At 64.4% G+C, this 20790-nt stretch carries 16 protein-coding genes; 8 read left to right on the forward strand and 8 right to left on the reverse strand.

Annotated elements, in window-relative coordinates:
• The first annotated feature begins 402 nt into the window (after positions 1-402).
• From ASG75_RS11195 to ASG75_RS11215, 5 genes are all read left to right on the forward strand, one after another.
• Entirely contained in the window at positions 403-3234 is a 2832-nt protein-coding gene (locus tag ASG75_RS11195; RefSeq protein WP_056388878.1) for a TonB-dependent receptor, read from the forward strand.
• A 75-nt stretch (positions 3235-3309) separates the two neighbouring features.
• Complete coding sequence (locus ASG75_RS11200) at positions 3310-4848, forward strand: M20/M25/M40 family metallo-hydrolase (RefSeq protein WP_082547569.1); 1539 nt, start codon at positions 3310-3312, stop codon at positions 4846-4848.
• Between the two features lie 201 nt (positions 4849-5049).
• Positions 5050-7104 carry a S46 family peptidase gene (locus ASG75_RS11205; protein WP_082547570.1) on the forward strand — a complete coding sequence of 685 codons (2055 nt, stop codon included), beginning with the start codon at positions 5050-5052 and terminating at the stop codon, positions 7102-7104.
• A 2-nt stretch (positions 7105-7106) separates the two neighbouring features.
• The gene (locus ASG75_RS11210; protein ID WP_235580198.1) at positions 7107-8819 is read left to right on the forward strand and encodes an AMP-binding protein; all 1713 of its coding nucleotides are present in this window, start codon (positions 7107-7109) and stop codon (positions 8817-8819) included.
• A gap of 518 nt (positions 8820-9337) precedes the next feature.
• On the forward strand, positions 9338-10372 hold the full coding sequence (locus ASG75_RS11215) for an AraC family transcriptional regulator (RefSeq protein WP_082547571.1): 1035 nt from the start codon (positions 9338-9340) through the stop codon (positions 10370-10372).
• A 56-nt stretch (positions 10373-10428) separates the two neighbouring features.
• Here ASG75_RS11215 and ASG75_RS11220 read toward each other — a convergent pair whose 3' ends face one another.
• From ASG75_RS11220 to ASG75_RS11240, 5 genes are all read right to left on the reverse strand, one after another.
• The gene (locus ASG75_RS11220; protein ID WP_200935671.1) at positions 10429-11799 is read right to left on the reverse strand and encodes an MFS transporter; all 1371 of its coding nucleotides are present in this window, start codon (positions 11797-11799) and stop codon (positions 10429-10431) included.
• A 58-nt stretch (positions 11800-11857) separates the two neighbouring features.
• The gene (locus tag ASG75_RS11225) at positions 11858-12505 is read right to left on the reverse strand and encodes an alpha/beta hydrolase (RefSeq protein ID WP_200935673.1); all 648 of its coding nucleotides are present in this window, start codon (positions 12503-12505) and stop codon (positions 11858-11860) included.
• On the reverse strand, positions 12502-13584 hold the full coding sequence (locus tag ASG75_RS11230) for a 3-keto-5-aminohexanoate cleavage protein (RefSeq protein ID WP_056388884.1): 1083 nt from the start codon (positions 13582-13584) through the stop codon (positions 12502-12504). Before ASG75_RS11230 ends, ASG75_RS11225 begins: the two co-directional genes overlap by 4 nt.
• A 61-nt stretch (positions 13585-13645) precedes the next feature.
• Positions 13646-14503 carry a TauD/TfdA family dioxygenase gene (locus ASG75_RS11235; protein WP_056388886.1) on the reverse strand — a complete coding sequence of 286 codons (858 nt, stop codon included), beginning with the start codon at positions 14501-14503 and terminating at the stop codon, positions 13646-13648.
• A 2-nt stretch (positions 14504-14505) separates the two neighbouring features.
• Positions 14506-15486, reverse strand: coding sequence for a quinone oxidoreductase (locus tag ASG75_RS11240; protein ID WP_056388888.1), 981 nt, complete (start codon positions 15484-15486; stop codon positions 14506-14508).
• Positions 15487-15602: 116 nt separating this feature from the next.
• On the opposite strand from ASG75_RS11240, the gene ASG75_RS11245 reads away from it, so the two are divergent.
• Complete coding sequence (locus ASG75_RS11245; protein ID WP_235580199.1) at positions 15603-16364, forward strand: energy transducer TonB; 762 nt, start codon at positions 15603-15605, stop codon at positions 16362-16364.
• Positions 16365-16377: 13 nt separating this feature from the next.
• On the opposite strand, the gene ASG75_RS11250 is transcribed toward ASG75_RS11245, so the two are convergent.
• Complete coding sequence (locus ASG75_RS11250; RefSeq protein WP_056388891.1) at positions 16378-16707, reverse strand: low molecular weight protein tyrosine phosphatase family protein; 330 nt, start codon at positions 16705-16707, stop codon at positions 16378-16380.
• Positions 16707-17240, reverse strand: coding sequence for a gamma carbonic anhydrase family protein (locus ASG75_RS11255; protein WP_056388895.1), 534 nt, complete (start codon positions 17238-17240; stop codon positions 16707-16709). Before ASG75_RS11255 ends, ASG75_RS11250 begins: the two co-directional genes overlap by 1 nt.
• Positions 17241-17333: 93 nt before the next feature.
• On the opposite strand from ASG75_RS11255, the gene ASG75_RS11260 reads away from it, so the two are divergent.
• Positions 17334-19376, forward strand: a complete 2043-nt coding sequence (locus ASG75_RS11260) for a M3 family metallopeptidase (RefSeq protein WP_056389372.1) — start codon at positions 17334-17336, stop codon at positions 19374-19376.
• A 104-nt stretch (positions 19377-19480) separates the two neighbouring features.
• Here ASG75_RS11260 and ASG75_RS11265 read toward each other — a convergent pair whose 3' ends face one another.
• Complete coding sequence (locus ASG75_RS11265) at positions 19481-19690, reverse strand: cold-shock protein (protein WP_007809889.1); 210 nt, start codon at positions 19688-19690, stop codon at positions 19481-19483.
• A 305-nt stretch (positions 19691-19995) separates the two neighbouring features.
• On the opposite strand from ASG75_RS11265, the gene xth reads away from it, so the two are divergent.
• Entirely contained in the window at positions 19996-20787 is a 792-nt protein-coding gene (xth, locus tag ASG75_RS11270; protein WP_056388898.1) for an exodeoxyribonuclease III, read from the forward strand.
• The last annotated feature ends 3 nt before the right edge of the window (positions 20788-20790 follow it).

Here is a 20790-nt window from a genome sequence, read left to right on the forward strand (position 1 = left end):
TTGCACCGCTGCGGCCGGCCGTACCCACACATCGCATGGGCGACAAGCCATCCGGTTCCCGGTGGAGACTCGGCTGCGGAACCGTTGCAGGTTCTCCGCTGGCGACGTTTGAGTGTCGTCAACTGCGTTATGTTTGTCATTATTTGGTAAGTGAATTACCCACGGGCCTTCCTAGACTCGAAGCCACCGCGCTCAGTGGGTCGAGATTTACGGCAACGGCTGAGGCGGCTCAGCGCCCTCGGGTGGGGGGAGAAGAAAACTCAATTGCGTGCGAGAGGCACGGGTTTCGTAGCGGATCGGAAGATTGCGGAATACGAAATCGTTTGAGTTTGAATGGGGCATGCCCTTTAACGGGCCAAAACAAATAATGAGAGGCTGAGTATGCCGTCTGTAAGAAAGGGTTTGCCGATTTTACTCTCCGCCATTGCGATCTGTTCCAGCGCCTCCGCGCAGGAGGCCGCACCGACGGACAATCACAAAGTTCGCACGCTGGACGCCGTGGAAGTCACCGGATCGCGCATCAAAAGTGCGGATGCGGCGACCCAGAACCCGGTGATTTCGATCACGCAGGAAGAAATTTCACGGTCCGGCCTGACCAGTGTGGGGGACATTCTTTCCCAGCTGAGCTCGGCGGGTTCGGGTTTCAATGCCCAGCTCAACCCCTCCGGCAACACCGGCCTGCCGCCGGACGGCAGCGGCAGCGGCGCGGGCTCGTCCCAGCTCAACCTGCGCAGCCTCGGCACCAAGCGCGTGCTGGTGCTGGTCGACGGCCTGCGCTGGGTCAATGAAAGTTCCGGTTCGGGCGTGTCGAACTCGGTCGACATGAACACGATTCCCGTCGGCATCATCGAGCGCATCGAGATCCTGCAGGACGGCGCGTCCTCGCTGTATGGCTCCGACGCGATCTCCGGCGTGGTGAACATCATCACCAAGAAGTCGCAGAAAGGCGGCGCCGTCAACCTCTACTCCGGCGACAACCTCCGGCTTGGCGGCGGCACGAACCGCCAGATGGGCCTGTCCTACGGCGGCAAGAGCGAAAAAGTCGAATGGTTCCTCGACCTCGGCTTCTCGAAGCAGGACGGTATTTCGTCGGACGAGTGGGAACGTTCCTCCTTTCCGGTGCCGGGTACCGGCCTGGCCCTGGGCAGCACGTCGACGCCATACACGCGGCTCATTTTCAGGGGCCAAGACACTTTTGGCGGCCTGTGCCCCGGCGGCAACTGCAACATCGTGTCCAATGGCACCTCGACCGGTGACCCATCGCAAGACTTCCACCGCTTCAGTGGTGCGACCGACCGCTTCAACCACGCGCCGTACGGGTTGCTGCTGAACCCGCTCGAGCGCAACAGCCTTTTCGGCCAGGTGAAGTTCCAGCTTTCCGAGAGCGTCAGCGCCCACGTGAAGGGGCTCTACAACAGCCGCAAGTCGGAAAACCGCGCCGCGCCGACGAATATCTCATTCGGCACCTCGTTCGGCAGCTCGCCGTACGGCAGCATCACGACCGTCGATGCGACCAACCCGTACAACCCGTTCGGCCAGACCATCGTGCCGGTGGCCGGCCAGATGCGCCTCGTGTCGGCCGGTGCCCGCCGGTTCAAGCAGGAAGTGGATACCCGCTACTTCTCGACCGGACTGGAAGGCCATTTCAGCCTGGGAACACGCTTCTTCAACTGGGACGTCAACTACGTCGACGCCACCAACAGGGCGACGAACGAGTTGTTCACGCAGTACAACGCGGCGAAGCTCAAGCAGGCGTTGGGCCCGATTTCGCAATGCACCGGAGCGTGCGTGCCGTTCAATCTCTTCGGCGGCCCCGCGGGCGTCACCAGGGAGATGCTCGACTACATCATGTTCACGGGCCTGGACCGCAGCCAGCAGCGTCTGCAGGACTACACCGCGAACATCAGCGGCAACCTCTTCGACCTGCCGGCGGGGACGCTCGAATTCGCGGCCGGTTACGAGAACAGGAGGCAGTCCGGTTACTACACCCCGAATCCGATCGCGGTTGCCGGTGAAGTAGGTGGCGCGGGTGTATCGATGCCGCCGCTGTCGGGCTCGTTCACCACGGACGAGTACTACCTGGAGCTCAACGCGCCGTTGCTGGCCGAATTGCCGGGCATCCAGAGCTTCGACGTGTCGCTGGCCACGCGCTATTCGGACTACTCCAACTTCGGTGGCACCACCAACAACAAGGTCGGTTTCCGCTGGCAGGTCTTCAATGACCTCACCCTGCGCGGAAACTGGGCGGAAGGCTTCCGTGCGCCTTCGCTGGGCGAACTCTACGCTTCAGGTGCGATCGCCGGACCGTTGCTCAGGGATCCGTGCTCCGCAGCGACGGGGGCGATGCTGGCCAACTGCAGTGCGATTGGCGTGCCGGCGGGTTACACGCAGCTCAATACGCAGGTCCTGACGACGACGAACGGCAACGCCGGGCTCAAGCCGGAAACCTCCAAAAGCCTGACGTTCGGTGCGGTGTACAGCCCGGAATGGGGCACGCAGCGCGCATGGGCAGACAAGCTGGACTTCTCGCTCGGCTATTACCGCATCAACGTCGAAGGCGCCATCCAGGCACCTGACGCGCAGACCGTGCTGTTCAACTGCGCCAACAGCGCCAACCCGGCGTCGTCCGATTGCCAGCGCATCCGCCGCGACAGTCTCGGCAACATCACGCAGTTCGTCATTGCACTGGAAAATCTCGGCGCGATCCGCATGGATGGCATCGACTTCGGCGTGGACTGGAAGCTTCCGGCAACCTCGTTCGGCCGTTTCGGCGCCCGCATCGATGGTACGTACGCGCTGGAATATACCGCCACCGATGCCATCGGACGGCAGCAGCCCGAGCGTGTCGGCATTGAAGTGACCGACCGCGGCCTGCCGCGCCTGAAGACCACGGCCAACGTCGGCTGGAGGAGCCCCGGCAACGCGTGGGCGATGGACTGGACGGTGCGTTACACCAGCCGCCTGCGCGAAACCTGCGGTTCGGCCATCGCCTATTCGGTCTGCTCCGACCCGGTGCTCAACCGCCATTACATGGCGGCGACCACGTACCACGATCTGCGCGCGTCCTGGAAACTCCCCGAAGGTTTCGCGGGCCTGTCCCTGGCCGCGGGCATCAACAACGTGTTCGACAAGGAAGCCCCGATCTGCCTGACCTGCTCGCTCAACAGCTACGACGGCTCGACCTATGCTCTGCCGGGTCGGATGGCGTATGTCTCGGCGCGCCTGGAATTCTGACGCCGCGGCACGTGGAAACCCATTGAGCCAACACCTCCTGGGAGGTGTTGGCGACTCGACAACGAGGGCAAGTTCATGAAGACCAAATTTGAATCAAGTGGTGGCAAGCCAGCGGTACGCAACCGGCTGGCGGTGTGCGCCGCCGTGCTTGGCGCCAGCTTTGTCGCCGGTGCCTTCGGCGGCGCGAACACTGCGCTCGCCGCCAGCCCCGCGATCAAGGCGGAAATCGCCAAGCAGCACGACGCATCGATCAAGCGGTTGCAGGAATGGATCTCCGTACCGGCAGTCGCCGCGGAGAACCTGAACTATCCGGCTGGCGCCGAGCACATGATGAAGCTGGCCAGGGATGCCGGCTTCCAGCACGTGGAAATCATTCCCACCAAGGGCAAGCCGGGCGTGTTCGCCACGCTGGATGCCGGCGCGGAAAAGACCGTGGCGCTGTACTTCCTGTACGACGTCAAGCAGTTCGTCGCCTCCGAGTGGACCTCGCCGCCGACGGAGGGCCGTCTGGTCCACAAGCCGGGCTTCGGCGAGGTGATGGTCGGTCGCGGCGCGGTCAACCAGAAGGGTCCCGAGTCGGCTTTCCTGGCCGCCTTGCATGCCATCCGCGCCACCGGAAAGAAGCCGCCGGTGAACCTCGTCCTCGTCGCCGAGGGTGAAGAGGAAATCGGTTCGCCGAACATCGGCGACCTGGTGCTCAACCCCAAGGTCAAGGCAGCGCTGAGCAAGAGCATGGGCGTCTTCGCGCCCTATCCGTTGCAGGGTCCGGATGGTGCGGTCACCATCAATCTCGGCGCCAAGGGCATGGTGGAACTCGAGCTGGTTTCCACCGGCAAAGCCTGGGGCCGTGGCCCGACCAAGGACATCCATTCGTCGTACAAGGCGATGGTGGACAGCCCGACCTGGCACCTGGTCAAGGCGATGTCCTCGATGGTGTCCGAGGACGGCAACACCATCACGATCGACGACTTCCCCAAGGCCGCTCCGCTGACCGCGGAAGAAAAGGACATGATCGCCAAGGCGACCAAGGTCCGCAGCGAAGAGGCCATGAAGAAACTGTTCGGCGTCTCGCGCTGGATCGACGATCTGTCGTGGCGCGAAGCGAACGAGCGGCTGGTGTCGCAGCCTACGCTGAACATCGAGGGCATGATCGCTGGCTACACCGGCGAAGGCGGCAAGACCGTGCTGCCCACCCGCGCTTCGGCGAAGTTCGATATCCGCCTGCCCAGGGGCATGAGCTACGACGTGGCGGTGGCGAAAGTGAAGGCCCACCTGATCAAGCACGGCTACGGCGACATCGAAGTCATCGAGACCGGCGGCTACAACTCGACCACCACGGCATCCAGCGCCAGGCTGATCCAGGCGCAGATCGCCGCGCTCCGGAACGAAGGAATCGAGCCCCTGATGTGGCCGCGTGGCGCGGGATCGTTCCCGGGCTACATCTTCTCCGATCCGCCGTTGAGCTTGCCGGTGGCCCTGGTGGGTGTCGGTCACGGCGGCCAGCAGCACGCGCCCGACGAGTACTTCGTGATCAAGTCGGAGCATCCCAAGATCAAGGGCTACGATGGCGCCGTCGAAGCGTACGTCGACTACCTGTACGAGCTGGCGAAGTAAGCGGTTTCAGCGAGCGGTACATGTTTCATGGTTCGTCCGCCCTTTCCGGTCGCCTCGCGCGATCGGAAAGGAGCGACGGCTCCTCCGCAAGATGACGCTGCACGAAGGCGCCCGGGTGCCCGATGCATCGCCGGCGCGGGGCGGGCCGGTGGAAATCGGCATCAATGATTCAATCTGTCCCGTGTGGGGTGGATCCGGGAGATGGTCATGCTCGTCAGGGTTGCAGCAGTTGTTGTCACGGCGTTTTTCGCGAGTGCCCCTGCCTTCGCTTCCGAAGGGCTATGGCAACCGGACCATCTGCCGCTCGCCGCCGTGAACAAGGCCTATGGTTTCGCACCCGACGCCGACTGGATCAGCCGGACGCAACGCTCGTCCGTGCGTTTGACGGGAGGCTGTTCGGGTGCCTTCGTCTCGCCGGACGGCCTGGTACTGACGACCCCGCGGTGTATCGAGGCCTGTGTGCAGAAGGTCTCGACTGCCGCCACGAATTACGCGGCCAACGGCTATTACGCCAGAACCGGCAAGGACGAACTGATCTGCCCGGGCCTGGGCATGGATCGCCTCGATGCCATCGAGGACATTTCCGTGCGCATCAGACAAGCGCTGGCCGGCAAGGCTGCCGGCGACCTGCGGGCGGTGAAGAAGGATGTCGAGAAGGAGTGCGCCAGCAAGGGCGCCCCGGGCACACGCTGCGAGGTGGTCGGTTTCCATGGCGGCGCGACGCATTCGCTCTACCGGTATCACCACTTCGACGATGTGCGTCTGGTCTTCTCGCCCGAAGGGTCGGTGGCAACCTTTGGTGGCGACCCGAACAATTTCGAATTCCCCCGCTATGCCTTCGATGTCGCGCTGCTGCGCGCCTACGACAACGGCAAGCCGGTCGCCAGCGCGGACTTCTTTCCGCTTTCCACCCAGGATGCGAAAGCCGGCGAACTGACGATCGCGATCAGCAACCCGGCCGGTGGCTCGCGGGCGAAAACCCTGGCGCAACTGCAGACCGACAAGGACCGCGACATCGCCCACGCGCTCATGCGCTTCGGTGAACTGCGCGGTGTCCTGACCCGTTACATCGCGGAAAGCGAGGAGCACCGGCGCATTGCGCAGGCCGACCTTTTCGCCATCGAGAGGCTGTACAAGTCGTTCCGGGGGAAGTTCGAGGCCCTGCAGGACGCCGACATGCTTGCCCGCAAGCGCGCGGACGAACAAAGCCTGCAGGATTTCGTCGCCGGCGACCCCGCGCGCAAGGCAAGGTACGGTGCGGCGTGGGACGAGATCGAACGCGCACAAGCCACCTATCGCGAAATCGAGTTGCCGTTCCAGTTCAAGGAAGGTCGCGGCGGCTTCTTCAGCAAGTACCTGGGTTTCGCCAAGGCGCTGGTGCGCGGCGCCGCCGAGCACGACGCCATCAAACGCGGTGAGCCGGTGCCGGAACTGCAGAGCGAAACGCAACAGTTGTTCTCCACCGCCCCCGTCTACCCGGATTACGAGAAGGTCAAGTTCACCTTCACGCTCGCCCAGGTGCGCGACGGGCTGGGTCTCTACTATCCCTTCGTGCAGAAGGCGATCGGCAACGAGTCGCCCAAGGCGCTGGCGAACCGCCTGGTCGAAGGCACCCGGCTGGGCGACATCGCTGTCCGCAAGGCGCTCCAGCAAGGCGGCACCGCCGCGATCGAGAGCTCCGACGATACCTTCATCAAGCTGGCGCGCCTCATCGAACCCGATGCGAAAGAAGCCCGCAAGCAGATGGACGACTATGAGGCATGGGTCGGCCGCAACGGCCGCCTGATCGAGCAGGCGCGCTTCGAGAAGTACGGCGACGCGGCCTATCCGAACCCGACCGCCACCCAGCGCTTCTCGTTTGGCACGGTCGCGGGCTGGCATGACGGCACGCGGCAGGTCGCGCCATTTGCCGACGTCGCAGACCTCTTCGCCCGCGCGAACGCGGAAGCCCCTTTCATGCTGCCCCCGTCATGGGTCGCGGCGAAAGGCGCGCTCGATCCGAAGCAGCACCTCAACTTCGTTACCAGCAACGACGTGATCGGCAGCGACAAGGGCGCCGCGCTGATCGACCGCGACCGTCAGCTCGTAGGCATCGTCTACAGCGGAAACGTCGCCTCGCTGGGCGGTGACTTCTGGTTTGACGAGCGCAGCAACCGCACCGTATCGGTTCCTTCGGGCGCCGTGCTCGAAGTTCTCCGCAAGGTGTACAAGGCCGACCGCGTCGTGGGCGAGCTCGAAACGGCCAGGCGGCATTGATCATGCGCAGTGAAGCCAGGCGGAGCAGCGCGACGATTGAATCCGGAACGGAAATGAAAAGACCCTGGATCGCTTCCTATGGCAGCACCATCCCGGAAGAAATCGATGCGGATTCCTTCCCGACCCTTCTTCATGTGTTCGATGCCGCGGTCGCCCGCTATCCGGACCACACCGCGTTCGTCGGCATCGGCGGTCGCCTGACCTACGCGGAAGTCGATCGTGAAGCGCGCGCGTTCGCTGCGTTCCTGCAGGGCCGGCTCGGGGTCAGGAAGGGCGATCGCATTGCGGTGATGCTGCCGAATATCCTCGCCTTCCCGATCGCCATGCTCGGCATCATTCGGGCCGGCGCGATCCAGGTCAACGTCAACCCGATGTATACCGCCCGCGAGCTGGAACACCAGCTGCAGGACGCGGGGGCCAGCGTCATCGTGGTCTACACCGGTTCCACGCCGACCCTGGCCGAGGTGGTCGGCAAGACCGCGATCAAACATGTGATCAGTGTGACGCCGGGCGATAGCGGCAACGTGCCCGCGGTCGGTCCCGTCATGGATGCACGGTTGCACGATGCGATCGCGTTCGCGGAGGCGCTGCATGTAGGAAAGGACCTCGACTTCCGGCCGGTCGACATCGAAGGCAGCGACGTGCTGTTCCTGCAGTACACCGGCGGAACCACGGGGCTGTCCAAAGGAGCGGTGCTGACGCATCGCAATCTCGTCGCCAACTTCCAGCAGTTCGGCGCCGTGATTCCGCAGGCACTGCGACCCGGCATCGAACGGGTGGTCACGGCCTTGCCGCTCTACCATATCTTCGGGCTGACGGTGAACCTCGTCAGCTACTTCGCCATCGGCGCGACGAACTGGCTGGTGGCCAATCCGCGCGATATCGATGGTCTTGTCCAGACACTCAAGGACGCGAGGCCGACGGTCTTTGCCGGGGTCAACACGCTTTATGCGGCGCTGCTGGCGAACCCGGGTCTCGGCGAAGTGGATTTTTCCGAACTCCGCCTCGCCGCCGGTGGCGGAGCATCGATACTTCCCGTGACCTCGGCGGGTTGGCAAAAGGTCACTGGAGTCATCATCCACGAAGGCTATGGGTTGTCCGAGACCAGTCCGGTGCTGTCGTTCAACCCGGCGGAATTGACCGAGTTCAACGCAACGGTCGGGCTGCCGCTGCCGTCGACGGATATCAGGCTGATCGACGACGACGGTGCCGAAGTCGCCATCGGCCAGACCGGAGAGATCTGCGCGAAGGGCCCGCAGGTGATGCCGGGTTACTGGCGCAATCCGGACGCGACCGCGGTCGCGTTCACCCGCGACGGATACTTCCGGACGGGCGACATCGGCCAGTTCAACGAGGCGGGCTTTTTGCGCGTGGTCGATCGCAAGAAGGACATGATCAATGTCTCCGGATTCAACGTGTACCCGAACGAAGTCGAAGCGATCGCGTCCGCCTGCCCCGGGGTGGCCGAGTGCGCATGCATCGGCACGCAAGATATCGGCGATGGCGAGAAAGTTTCCCTGTTTGTGGTCCGGTCGGCGGGTTCGACCTTGACCGAGGCGGAGCTGGTTGCGCATTGCCGTAATGAACTTGCGGCGTACAAAGTTCCCAGGCTGATCCACTTTGTCGATGCGCTGCCGAAGTCCACCGTGGGCAAGATTCTGCGCCGCGAGTTGCGGGCTGTAACGGTAGCCTCGAAGAACCAGGGTTCGTCGTGATGCCGCGGCACCCGCCGAAGACGTAACCGGCTCGGCGAACAGTCACGCGTCGGCGGCCGCGGCTCCATCATGGGCGGGGCGCCGCACCAGGGAGGGCCATACGCGCCGGCCCGTGCTGGCGCCAGGTTTGGCGGCTTGGCAAGATGAGTCGATGGGTGGTCAGCTCCAATCTGTATAGTCGGGCGACTATCGGGGTGCTGTCCGGGGAGGCGAAAAATGGTGGGGCGCGGCCACAATTCCTCGATCGCATTTCATGCAGCGGCGGCTTCGCGCAGCCGCTCGTGCATGGCGTGCCCGTCGGTTTCTCTCGCGTATCGGTATGACGAAGCAGGCTGGCAAGGATCGCGTTGCGGGCCAATGAATGGCGACCGTGCACAGGCCCGCCGCAGGTGCATCCGGCATCGGCAGTATCCCGTGCCGCACCTCCATGCCGAAAGCGCACCCAGGCTTTCCCGGAGAGCAGAGTGCCATTGAAGCGACAAGCCGGAGCGGGCGGAAAAGTCCGGGCGGCCGTGCTCATGCATTACCTCGACGTGGCCAGCGAGATCGGGTTCGATCCGCATCCCACGCTGGCGAATGTCGGCTTGAGCCCGGACATGTTCGAGAACCAGGATCAGACCCTGCAGGCGGAGGTCGTGGTTCGCCTGCTCGAACAAAGTGCAGCGGCCTCGGGCTGCGAAACCTACGGTTTGAGGATGGCCGAGCCGAGGAATATTTCCGCGCTGGGGGCTGTCAGCTTGCTGGTGTCGCAGCAGCGCACGCTGAAAGACGTGTTGAACACGATCATCAGCTACCGCCAGCTCGTGAATGAAGCGCTGGCCATACACATGGAGAATGCCGGCAAGTCCACCATTCTCCGGCAGGAAATCGTCATCGGTGCCCAGGAGTCGCTGCGCCAGGCCACTGAGTTGGCCATCGCCGTACTCTTCCTGACCTGCCGCTCGATTTTCGGCACGCGCTGGCGTCCGTCGAGCGTGAATTTTTCGCACCCTGCTCCCGCGAGTCTGCGCATCCACCGGCGGGTCTTCCAGTGCCCGGTATCCTTTGGCTCGGACTTCAACGGCATCGTGCTCCCCACCGAGATTCTGGAGATTTCGAATCCGTTGACCGATCCGGTCATGGCCACCTATGCCCGGCAATTCATCGAGACGATGTCGTCAGGCGATACCGTTTCAACCGTCCAGGAAGTGCGGAAGTCCATTCACATCCTTTTGCCGATGGGATCGGCGACGATCGAGCAGGTGGCCAAGCTGCTGGCTTTCAACGTGCGCTCGCTGCAGCGTCGCCTTGACGAAAACGGCGAGACTTTCGTCAGCTTGATCAATGAAGTAAGGCGTGAACAGGCGCTGCGATTCATGAAAGATCCTTCGTGCGCGCTGGGCCATATTTCCGAGCAGCTTGGCTACAGCAACCCCAGTTCTTTTACGCGCTGGTTTGCCACCCAGTTCGGCGTCACCCCGGCGCGTTGGCGTGCGACACAGGGCATTCGCTATCGCCGCGGTGTCATGCCGCAGGCCGTACTGCCCGAGCCGCGGATTCGTCGAGCCCTGTAGCGACGAGGTTGCCCGGGCACGGGCCACGAGGGGCCGCCAGCAGTTCTTCGCCTCCTTCAGGCGATGCCGTCAATGGCGTGGGGCTTCCCGCTGTGTTGCCGCCACAGCGACAGGGCAAGACGGTAGAGGAAGATCGCCATCAGGCCCATGACGGGCATGATCAGAAGCGCATTGCGAAGGCCGATATGGTCGGCAATGACACCGGTTACGAAGGGGCCAGGTGCGAGGCCGAGTATGTTGTTTACCAATGTCAGAACCGCAAGCGCGGTCGCATGGAACGACACGTGCGACAACTGCGTGACCATCGAGCCGGTTGGGCCGGCCATCCCGGCGGAAAAGAAAAAGCCGAGTGCGATGAAGCCGAGTTGCACGGGCCCTGGCGGCAGCGCGAACGCAATGAAGAGGCTCACGGCAGACACCGCGCAATAGATCATGGCCAGACGCACCTGCTGCCCGCTCGCCGGCGCAGCGCGACTCTTGCGATCGCTTACTATGCCGAGCACGACCATTCCGACGCCGCCGCAAAGGACGAGTATCGCCGCGAAGCTGGCGGCCTGGGCCGTCTGCATTCCGTAGTAACGCACCATATAGCTTGGAGTCCATGCCATCAGTGCGCTGGGAAGAAACATTTGCACGCCGCTCGCGGCATAGAGACAGAGCAGGACCGGATTCGTGAACAGGTTGCGCAGACTTGTCGTGGGCCCCGAGGCGGCCCTGGCGCTGGCACCCGATGGAGCCCGCGCCATCCTGCGCTCTCGCACGACGAAGGGGTAGATCACCGCGAAGACAAGGCCGAACGCCGCCATGGCGTAAAAGGCCACGCGCCAGCCGAAGTGCGCCGCGATGGCGCCGCCGGAGGCTATTCCCAGCACGGACCCGAACAACCCGCCGGCCATGAAGGCGCCGGTGATCGTGGCGCGCATGTGGACCGGGAACACCGACAGCGCCACGGCGAGCCCGACGGCACCGTAGGCGGCCTCGCCCAACCCGACAAAGAAGCGGGCGATCAGCATTTCTTCGTAGGTGCGGGCGAACCCGCAGGCGAGCGTTGCGAGACTCCAGAGCAGGGCCATCGTGACCAGGCACCTGATGCGTCCGTACCTGTCCGCCAGCAACGAAAGCGGAAGCGTCAGGAGGCCCACCGTGAGGGCAACGACGCTGCTCAGTCCGCCGAGTTTCGCGTCGGATACTCCCCACTCCATTTTCAGCAGCGGAAATACCGCATTCAGCACCTGCCTCGACATGTAGTCGGACAACAGAAGTGCGAAGGTCAGCGCGAACACCATCCAGGCGTAGGTCCGCGGCGGCAGGGATTCGCCGTTCAATGACAACGCCGGGTTATCGCGCTGGGGCATGGAATTCTCGCTCTCGGGAGTTTGTGCAATCAACTTGAAATGCGTGGCATGGACATGAATGGCAGTGCCCATGACGTATCCGTCAAGACGGGTGGATGCGCGCCGACCGGACGTGGACGATACGACGTCCTCAACCTTCCGTCAGCAAGGAATGGATATGGTGGGTCGCCTCGGGCCAATCACCGTAACCAGACGCTGGATTCAGGTGGCCGACCTCGCCGAGATCGACCAGCTTGCTTCCCCAGTCGCGGGCAAAGCCGGCAATTCGCGAAGCCTCTCCCAAAGGATCATTGCTGCTTGCAGCGACGATGCTGCGAAATGGCAATTGCGCACGCGGCAGCGGCAACCAGCCACCCGCACGCAGCGCATCCAGCGCGGGATACGCGGGCGGCATGGGCAGTTCGAGGTCGGCCGGCGCGGCCAGCAGCGCGCCGTGTATCGCCCGGTTGCTGCCGTGTTCGGCTGCCCAGTGGATGGTGATCATGACGCCCGCGCTGTGGGCCACGAAGACGATGGGCCCTTCGACGGCGGCCACCACCGATTGCAACGCGTTGACGCGCGCCGCCCGACTGAGCTTGTCGGTCTCCAGGGGAGGCACGGTACGGGAGCGTGGCAGGCGTTCGGCGAGAAGCGTCTGCCAATGCTCGGCAACGTGATCCCGCAGACCGGGGACGATCACGACGGTTACATCATGCGGGGTCATCATGATGCCGGCACCGCCATGGATTCGTGCCTGCGGGATCACGTTGCCGAGCATTGGCTTTGCCGGAGCACTCATGTGCGGTTGCTGGCGCGTCGTGATCCCCCGTGCCGGGTCGCTCCCACCTGGCCCGGCCGGCGGCTGGGCGCAAAACCATTCTGGTGCAGGGCTTCTTCGGCGTCGTTGTAGAACGTGCCGATCTTGTAGATCTCGCGCGCCTCTTTGGCGCTCGCCACTTCGCGGCCGAATTCGCGGGCTATCCGGACCAGCTGCTGGACCTGCTCCACACTGGTTATCTTGCGCGTGCGATCCTGGGCCCAGAGGTTGTCCTCGTTGCCGCAACGGACATGCAGGCCCATCGCGATGGCCATCATGTTGACCGGCAGCACGTTCAACATCGACGACTCGAGCGTGAGCACGGCGCCATCGGGCACGGCGCGAACGAAGTTGGCCAGGTTGTAGAGGTTCGGCGCGTCGAAGCCGCCGCCGATGGCGACCCAGGTAAGAATGAGGGGAACGTTGCAGGTACCGCGCCGCATCATGCGCTCGACCGTCTCGAGCTGGGTGATGTTGGCCAGCTGGAAGTGCGTCTGGATACCGCTGGCGCTGAGCCTGCGGATATGTTCCTCGACCCATTCCGGGCCGGCGGGTATCGTCATTTCACGATAGGCGCGGTACACCTCCGGCCTTGCGATGCTGGTGCCGCGCAGATCGGCTTCACACATCTGCTCCACGATGTTCATCTGGTTCGTGTTGATCGCAATCGTCACCTGGTCCGGCCGCGGGTCGAGCTCGGCCAGCATGTGGCGCGTATCGTCCGAAAGCCACTTCGCGGCCTCGCCATCGCTTTCCGGTGCAAAGGAGATGGACCCGCCCACCTGGATGATCATGTCGGGCACGGCCTTGCGGACGCCGGCGATCAACTCGTTGAACATCGAAAGGCGCTTGGAACCCTTGCCGTCGAGCTCGCGCACATGCAGGTGCAGCACGGTGGCGCCGGCGTTGTAGCAATCGACCGCCGTCTGGATGTGTTCCTGCATGGTGAGCGGAAGATCCTCGGGGAAATCCTCAGGCACCCACTCCGGACCGTAGGGGGCGACGGTGATGACCAGTTTCTGCTGGTTTTCGGGGAATAGAGATCCGTCTAGAAAATTCATGAGTCACTCCATGCAGGATGTGGGAGGTCGATGTGCCGGGGAGGCTGAAAGCGCGAAGCCATCAATACGGTTTGGCGCCGACGATCGCGGCGCGCTCCATCTTTCTGAAGCTCGGTGGGTAGTCCATGACCGCGTAATGGTTGGTGCTGCGGTTATCCCAGATCGCCACGCTGTAAGGCGTCCAGCGCCAGCGCACCTGGTACTCCGGGTTGTACGCCTGGCTGATCAGGTACTTGAGCAAGTCGGCTCCGACCTGGTTGTAGTCCTGGCCGTAACGCACGTGTTCGCTGGTGTGGTAGTTGACGAAGTGGGTGGCGAAGGCGTTCACGAACAGGACTTTCTCACCCGTATCCGGATGGGTGCGGACCACCGGGTGTTCGGCGTCTGGGTACCGGGCCTTCAAGGCGAGGCGCTTTTCGGCGGGGAAAGCCGCGGCGAACGACGCGTTAAAGCTGTGGTTCGCGATCAGGCCGTCGATCTGCGATTTGATCGCTGCAGGAAGCTTTTCATAGGCCAGCACCATGTTCGCCCACATCGTGTCACCACCGGTCGGTGGGCATTCGATGCAGCGCAGGACGCAGGCCATGGGTGGCTTCCCGCGGAAGGTGCCGTCGCAATGCCAAGCGTTCTCGTAACGCTCCCTCGGGGTATCAGGGCTCTTGTAGATCTGCACCAAGCCCGGCGCTTCCGGGTGACTGGGGATGAGCGGATGGTCTTCGAGCTCGCCCAGGCGCTGGGCGAATGCCATGTGCTGCTGGCGCGAAAGCTTGTCGAGTGTCTGGTCGCGCAGGAACAGCACGCGGTGCTTCAGCAGCGCCGCGTAGATTTCCTCGAACAGACCATCGTCGGTCACGGCATCCGCCAGATTCACATCCAGCAGTTCCGCACCGATGGCACAGGTCAGGGGGTCGATGCGCATGCTCACACCACGAAGATCGAGGAGCCCGTGGTCTTGCGACTCTCGAGGTCTTGATGTGCCTGCGCCGCCTGCTCCAGCGAATAGCGCTGGTTGATTTCGATCTTGATGCGACCGGCGGCGACATGACCGAATACTTCCGCGGCCAGCGCGGCTTTCTCGGCGGGATCGGCGATGTAATCCGCCAGCGCGGGACGGGTCAGATAGAGCGACCCCTTCATGGCCAGGAGCTGCGGATCGAACGGCGGAATGGTGCCGGAGGCGGTACCGACGCAAACCATCAGGCCGCGACGGCACAGTGAATCCAGCGAGGCCATGAAGGTGTTCTTGCCGACGCTGTCGAACGCCACATCGACACCGCGACCACCGGTCAATTCGCGCACGCGCGGGGCAATAGCCTCGCGTGTGTAGTTGATGATCTCGTCGCAACCATGGCTGCGCGCCAGGGCCGCTTTCTCATCGGTCGAGACGGTACCGATCACTCGCAAGCCGAGCAGCTTCGCCCACTGCGTCACGATCAGCCCGACACCGCCGGCGGCCGCGTGCAGGAGAATGGTTTCGCCCGGCTTGAAGTCATGGATGCGGCGCATCAGATACGCGGAAGTGAGCCCGCGCATCGTCATCGCCGCCGCCGTCTCGCAGTCGATGCCTTCGGGCAACTTGATCAACGAAGCCGCCGGAACAAGGCGCTCCGTGCTGTAGGCACCCAGGGTATTGATGAAGCCGGTATAGGTGACCTTGTCGCCGACCGTGACGTTCGTTACGTCTGGACCCAGTTCGGTAACGACGCCTGCCGCCTCGACCCCGATACCGGAGGGCAATGGGATCGGATAAGTTCCATTGCGGAAGTAGGTGTCCGCATAATTCAGGCCCACGGCAACATGGCGCAGGCGGACTTGCCCCACACCCGGGGCACCGACATCAACGTCCTCGAGAACCAGGACCTCTGGAGCTCCGGTCTGATAAAATCGCACGGCTTTGACCACGTGGTCGGACTCCGGGTTTTATTGGGTGACGGTCTCGACTTTAGGGAGGCCTCCCGGCGTGTTGCTTCTCCATCTGCGACAAAAGATTCTCATTTGGAGACAGCGGTAGCTCCGACTTGAGCAAATCGTCAAAGCCATCATCTGTGGTTGCTGGTTTCTGTCGAAAGCTGGGCCGGCTTTTCATCGAAAAGCGGGCAGTCCGTTCGGTGACGCTGACGGGTACCGACACGGGACTGAAACACGTGACGGCTACCGTGGCGCCTGTCGCCGGGAGCGCGCCGCCGGCGCCGTCTTCGCGAGCGACCGTCCATGCAGCAGGTGTCATGTTCCGCTCCCTTTTTGCCGCGTCGCGTCGTCACGCCCTTGTCCTCGTTCCGCTGATGGTCCTGCTGGCGTTCGGCGGTGGCGTCTTCTGGTACGGCCGCGCCACCGCCGAGGCGGCGATGGTGGATCTCGGGCCGCTGCCCGCCGATACGGTGGATACCGCCGCCGATGACGCGCAAAGCGGCAGCGGCATCCTGCTCGGGTTGGCTCGCGATGCGATGCACGACGGCCGCCTGGTCGCGCCGGTCGGCAGCAATGCGTTCGAGTTTTACTTGAGCGTGCTGCAGCTGGATCCGGGCAACAAGACTGCCGGTGAGGCTCTGCGCGAATCCTTCCCGCGCGCCGCGGACGAGATCGAGCACACCATCAACCGCAGGGAGCTGGAAGAGGCGCGGCGCGAGATCGACCTGTTGCGCGAATTCGACCGCGACAACTTCACGCTGGCCCTGCTCGGCGGCAAGCTCTCCGCCGCGCGCAACATCGTGATGCGGCAGCACGAGGCCGAAGCCGAACGCATCCGCCAGGCGAACGCGGCGCGCGGCGCGGCGATGTGATTCCGCGCCAGGGTCAGCGCAACAGCGGCCCGACTTTCTTCAGCAGCAGCGCGACCAGTTCCGGCTGCATGAACGTGTAGTCGTCGGGGATGTCCAGGCAAACCACCCGCTTGCCCTTGAGCCGCGTGCGGTGGCGCGCCTGCAGCCGGTGGCGGTGACTGGCCTCCATCACCACGATCAGTTCGGCCCAGTCCAGCTGCTCGGCCGTCAGCATCGTCTCTGCATCGTCGGCCAAGCCAGCGGAGTCGACTTCAAGGTTCGGCCAGGTGCCGAATACCTGCTCCGCGGTGGGACTGCGCAGGCGGTTGCGGCTGCACAGGAACAGTACGCGTCGCGGCGGCATCAGGCGGACGCCAGGTACTCGTCTTTCAGGCGCACGTAGTGGTCGGCGGAGTAGTGCAGCTGCTCGATCTGGCGGTCGCTGAGCAGGCGCACGAACTTCGCCGGGTTGCCCAGCCACAGCTCGCGTTCGCCGACCACCTTGCCCGGCGGGATCAGCGCGCCGGCGCCGATGAAGCCGTACTTGTGCACCACCGCGCCGTCCAGCACGCTGGCGTGCATGCCGATCAGGCAGTAGTCGCCGATCGTGCAGGCGTGCACCACCGCCGCGTGGCCGATGGTGACACCCTCGCCGATCAGGCACGGGAAGCCCGGGCCGTACGGCCCGGCGTGGGCGACGTGCACGATGCTGCCGTCCTGGATGCTGGTTCTCGCGCCGACGCGGATGTGGTTGACGTCGCCGCGCAGCACCGTGCCCGGCCAGATCGACACGTCGTCGCCCAGCACCACGTCGCCGATCACGCTGGCGGCGGGGTCGACGTAGACGCGTTGGCCGAGGGTGGGCGCGATGCCCTTGAAGCTGCGCAGGGGGTTCATCCGGGCATTCTAGCGGCGCGGCCGGGCCGTCACATCGTGATGCTTGATTTCGCCCGGCGCGATCGCCACGCTGACGGCCTGAAAGGAGCGTTCATGAGTCACGACAACCCGCTGCTGGCCGACGACACCCTGCCGACGTTTTCGCAGATCCTTCCCGAGCACGTTGCGCCGGCGATCGACGCGATCCTGGCCGACTACCGCGCCAGCATCGACGCGCTGGTCGCGCCTGGCGCGCCACGCGATTTCGCCACGGTGATGCTGACCCAGGAACGGCTGGAGCAGCGCCTGGCGCGGGCCTGGGCGCCGGTGTCGCACCTGCATTCGGTGGCCGACAGCGAGGCCTTGCGCGCGGTGTACGGACCGGCCGAGGAGAAGCTCACCGAGCACGCGATCGAGCTGGGCCAGAACCGCGACCTGTATGCCGCGGTGCAGGCGCTGGCCGATGCGCCGGATTTCGCCGCGTTGCCGCGCCCCGAACGCGCGCTGGTCGAACATGCGCTGCGCGACTTCCGGTTGTCCGGCGTGGCGCTGGACGAGCCGGCGCGTTCGCGCTTTCGCGAGATCGGGGTGGAGTTGTCGAAACTCTCCACCGAATTCTCCAACGCCGTGCTCGACGCCAGTGAGGCGTGGCACGAACACGTCAGCGACGAGCGCGACCTCGCCGGCATCCCGGACTCCGGCCGCGCGGTGCTGCGCCAGTATGCGCAGGACCAGCAACTGGACGGCTATCTGGTCACCCTGAAGCAGCCCAGCGTGCAGGCGGTGCTGACCTACGCCGACCATCGCGGCCTGCGCGAGCGGGTGTACTGGGCCTACCAGACGCGCGCCTCCGACCAGGGCCCGAACGCGGGCAAGTTCGACAACAGCGCGCGCATCGAGCGGATCATGGCGCTGCGCCACGAGGCGGCGCGGCTGCTCGGTTTCGCCAACGCGGCGGAGGAGTCGCTGGCGACCAAGATGGCCGTCTCGCCGACCGAGGTGATGGAGTTCCTGCACGACCTGGCCGCGCGCGCGAAGCCGGTGGCGCAACGCGAGCTGGCCACGCTGCGCGAGTTCGCCAGCACCGAGTTGAAGCTGGACAACCTCGAACCGTGGGACGTCGGCTACGCCGCGGAGAAACTGCGCCAGCGCGAATATGCGCTGGACGAGGAACAGCTGAAGCCGTACTTCCCGCTGCCGGCGGTGATCGACGGCCTGTTCGGCCTCACCACGCAGTTGTACGGCATCACCCTCGCCCCGCGCGACGGCGTCGACGTGTGGCATCCGCAGGTACGCTACTACGACGTGCGCGACGCCGACGGCCGCGTGTTCGCCGGCGCCTACGTCGACCTGTACGCGCGCAATGGCAAGCGCGGCGGCGCGTGGATGGACGTCTGCCGCGCCCGCTTCGACGACGGCGCGCAATGGCAGTTGCCGGTGGCCTTCCTCACCTGCAATTTCGCGCCGCCCACCGAGGGCAAGCCGGCCCTGCTCACCCACGACGACGTGCTGACCCTGTTCCACGAATTCGGCCACGGCCTGCACCACCTGCTCACCGAGGTCGCGCTGCCCTCGATCGGCGGCATCGACGGCGTCGAGTGGGACGCGGTGGAGCTGCCCAGCCAATTCATGGAGAACTTCGGCTGGAACCGCGAGGCGCTGGACCTGTTCGCGAGGCACTGGCAGACCGGCGAGCGGCTGCCGGACGCGTTGTTCGAACGCATGCTGGCCGCGCGGCATTTCCACGCCGGCCTGTTCCTGGTGCGCCAGCTGGAATTCGCCCTGTTCGATTTCCTGCTGCACCTGGAGTACGACCCGGCGCAAGGCGCCCGCCCGCTGGCGGTGCTGGAACAGGTGCGCAAGCAGGTGGCGGTCATGCATCCGCCGGCGTGGCAGCGCTTCCCGCACGGCTTCAGCCACATCTTCGCCGGCGGTTACGCGGCCGGTTATTACAGCTACCTGTGGGCCGAGTTGCTCAGCGCCGACGCGTTCGGCGAATTCGAGGAGCATGGCGTGATCGATCGCGCCACCGGCGAACGCTTCCGCCGCGAGTTCCTCGCAGTCGGCGCCAGCCGCCCGGCACTGGAAAGCTTCGTCGCCTTCCGCGGCAGGAAGCCGGAGCCGGAGGCGCTGCTGCGCAGCCACGGGCTGGCCTGATCGCGGCAGGCTGGGGTAGTGCCCAGGCCCGGGCACTGCCAAACGCCAGGCGAAAAAAAGCCCGCCGAAGCGGGCTTTTCAAGATCGCTCAATTCCCGAAGGAATTAGGCAACCTGGACTTCCTCAGCCTGCAGGCCTTTCTGGCCCTTGGTGACGACGAACGTGACGCGCTGGCCTTCCTGCAGGGACTTGAAGCCCGTGCCCTGGATCGCGCGGAAATGCACGAACAGGTCGTCACCGCTTTCCGGGGTGATGAAGCCAAAACCTTTGGCGTCGTTGAACCACTTGACTGTACCGCTCTGACGATCCGACATGTAACATTACCTTTGAAGCATGGATGATTTGCGGCTCGGAGCGAAGTGCACTTGACCGCAATAGGGGCAAGAAAATCGGAGTTGCCTCGGACTCTTGCTTAGCCAGCATACACCGGAATACCGGTTTTCGGTGATTTTCCTGTGCAAATTGCCTGAGGTGGGCCCGCCTCAGGCATCCAGACCGGCCGGTTTGTGCCGCCCAGCCGCGCTGCAGCGCCACTCGGCGGGCCTTGGCGATGGTTTCCGGGCCGCAGGTTTATCCCCGGTCCGGTAGCCCGTGGCGGCGCTTCCCTTACAATGCCGCGATGAAAATTGCCTCGTGGAACGTCAATTCGCTGAAGGTGCGCCTGCCGCACCTGACCCAGTGGCTGGCCGACGCGCAGCCGGACGTGGTGGCGTTGCAGGAAACCAAGCTAGAAGACGCGAAGTTTCCGGTCGACGAACTGGCTGCGGCCGGCTATCGCGCGGTGTATTCGGGCCAGAAGACCTACAACGGCGTGGCGATCCTGGCCCGCGACCAGCCCGTCGACATCGTCACCGACATCCCCGGCCTGGACGACCCGCAGCGGCGCATCCTCGCCGCCACCATCGGCACCCCCGGATCGAGTCCGGGGCAGGTTCTGCGCGTGGTGAATCTGTACGTGGTCAACGGCAAGGCGGTCGGCGACGAGAAGTACGCGTACAAGCTGGACTGGCTGACCAAGGTGCGCGAGTTCCTGGCGCGCGAACAGGAACGCCACCCGAACCTGGTCGTGCTGGGCGATTTCAACATCTGCCCGGACGACCGCGACGTTTACGACCCGGCCGCCTGGGGCGAGGACATTCTGTGTTCGCCGCCGGAACGCGCCGCGCTCAAGGCGATCACCGACCTCGGCCTGCACGACAGCTTCCGGCTGTTCCAGCCGGAGGCCGGACACTACAGCTGGTGGGACTACCGGCAGGCCGCGTTCCGTCGCAACATGGGCCTGCGCATCGACCTGATCCTGATCGGCGAGGCATTGAAATCCGCCGCCACGGCGGCGGCGATCGACCGCGAACCGCGCCGCTGGGAGCGCCCCTCCGACCACACGCCGGTGACGCTGGAACTGGATATCTGAAGT

The organism is Rhodanobacter sp. Soil772 (assembly GCF_001428385.1).
Classification (GTDB): Bacteria; Pseudomonadota; Gammaproteobacteria; order Xanthomonadales; family Rhodanobacteraceae; genus Rhodanobacter.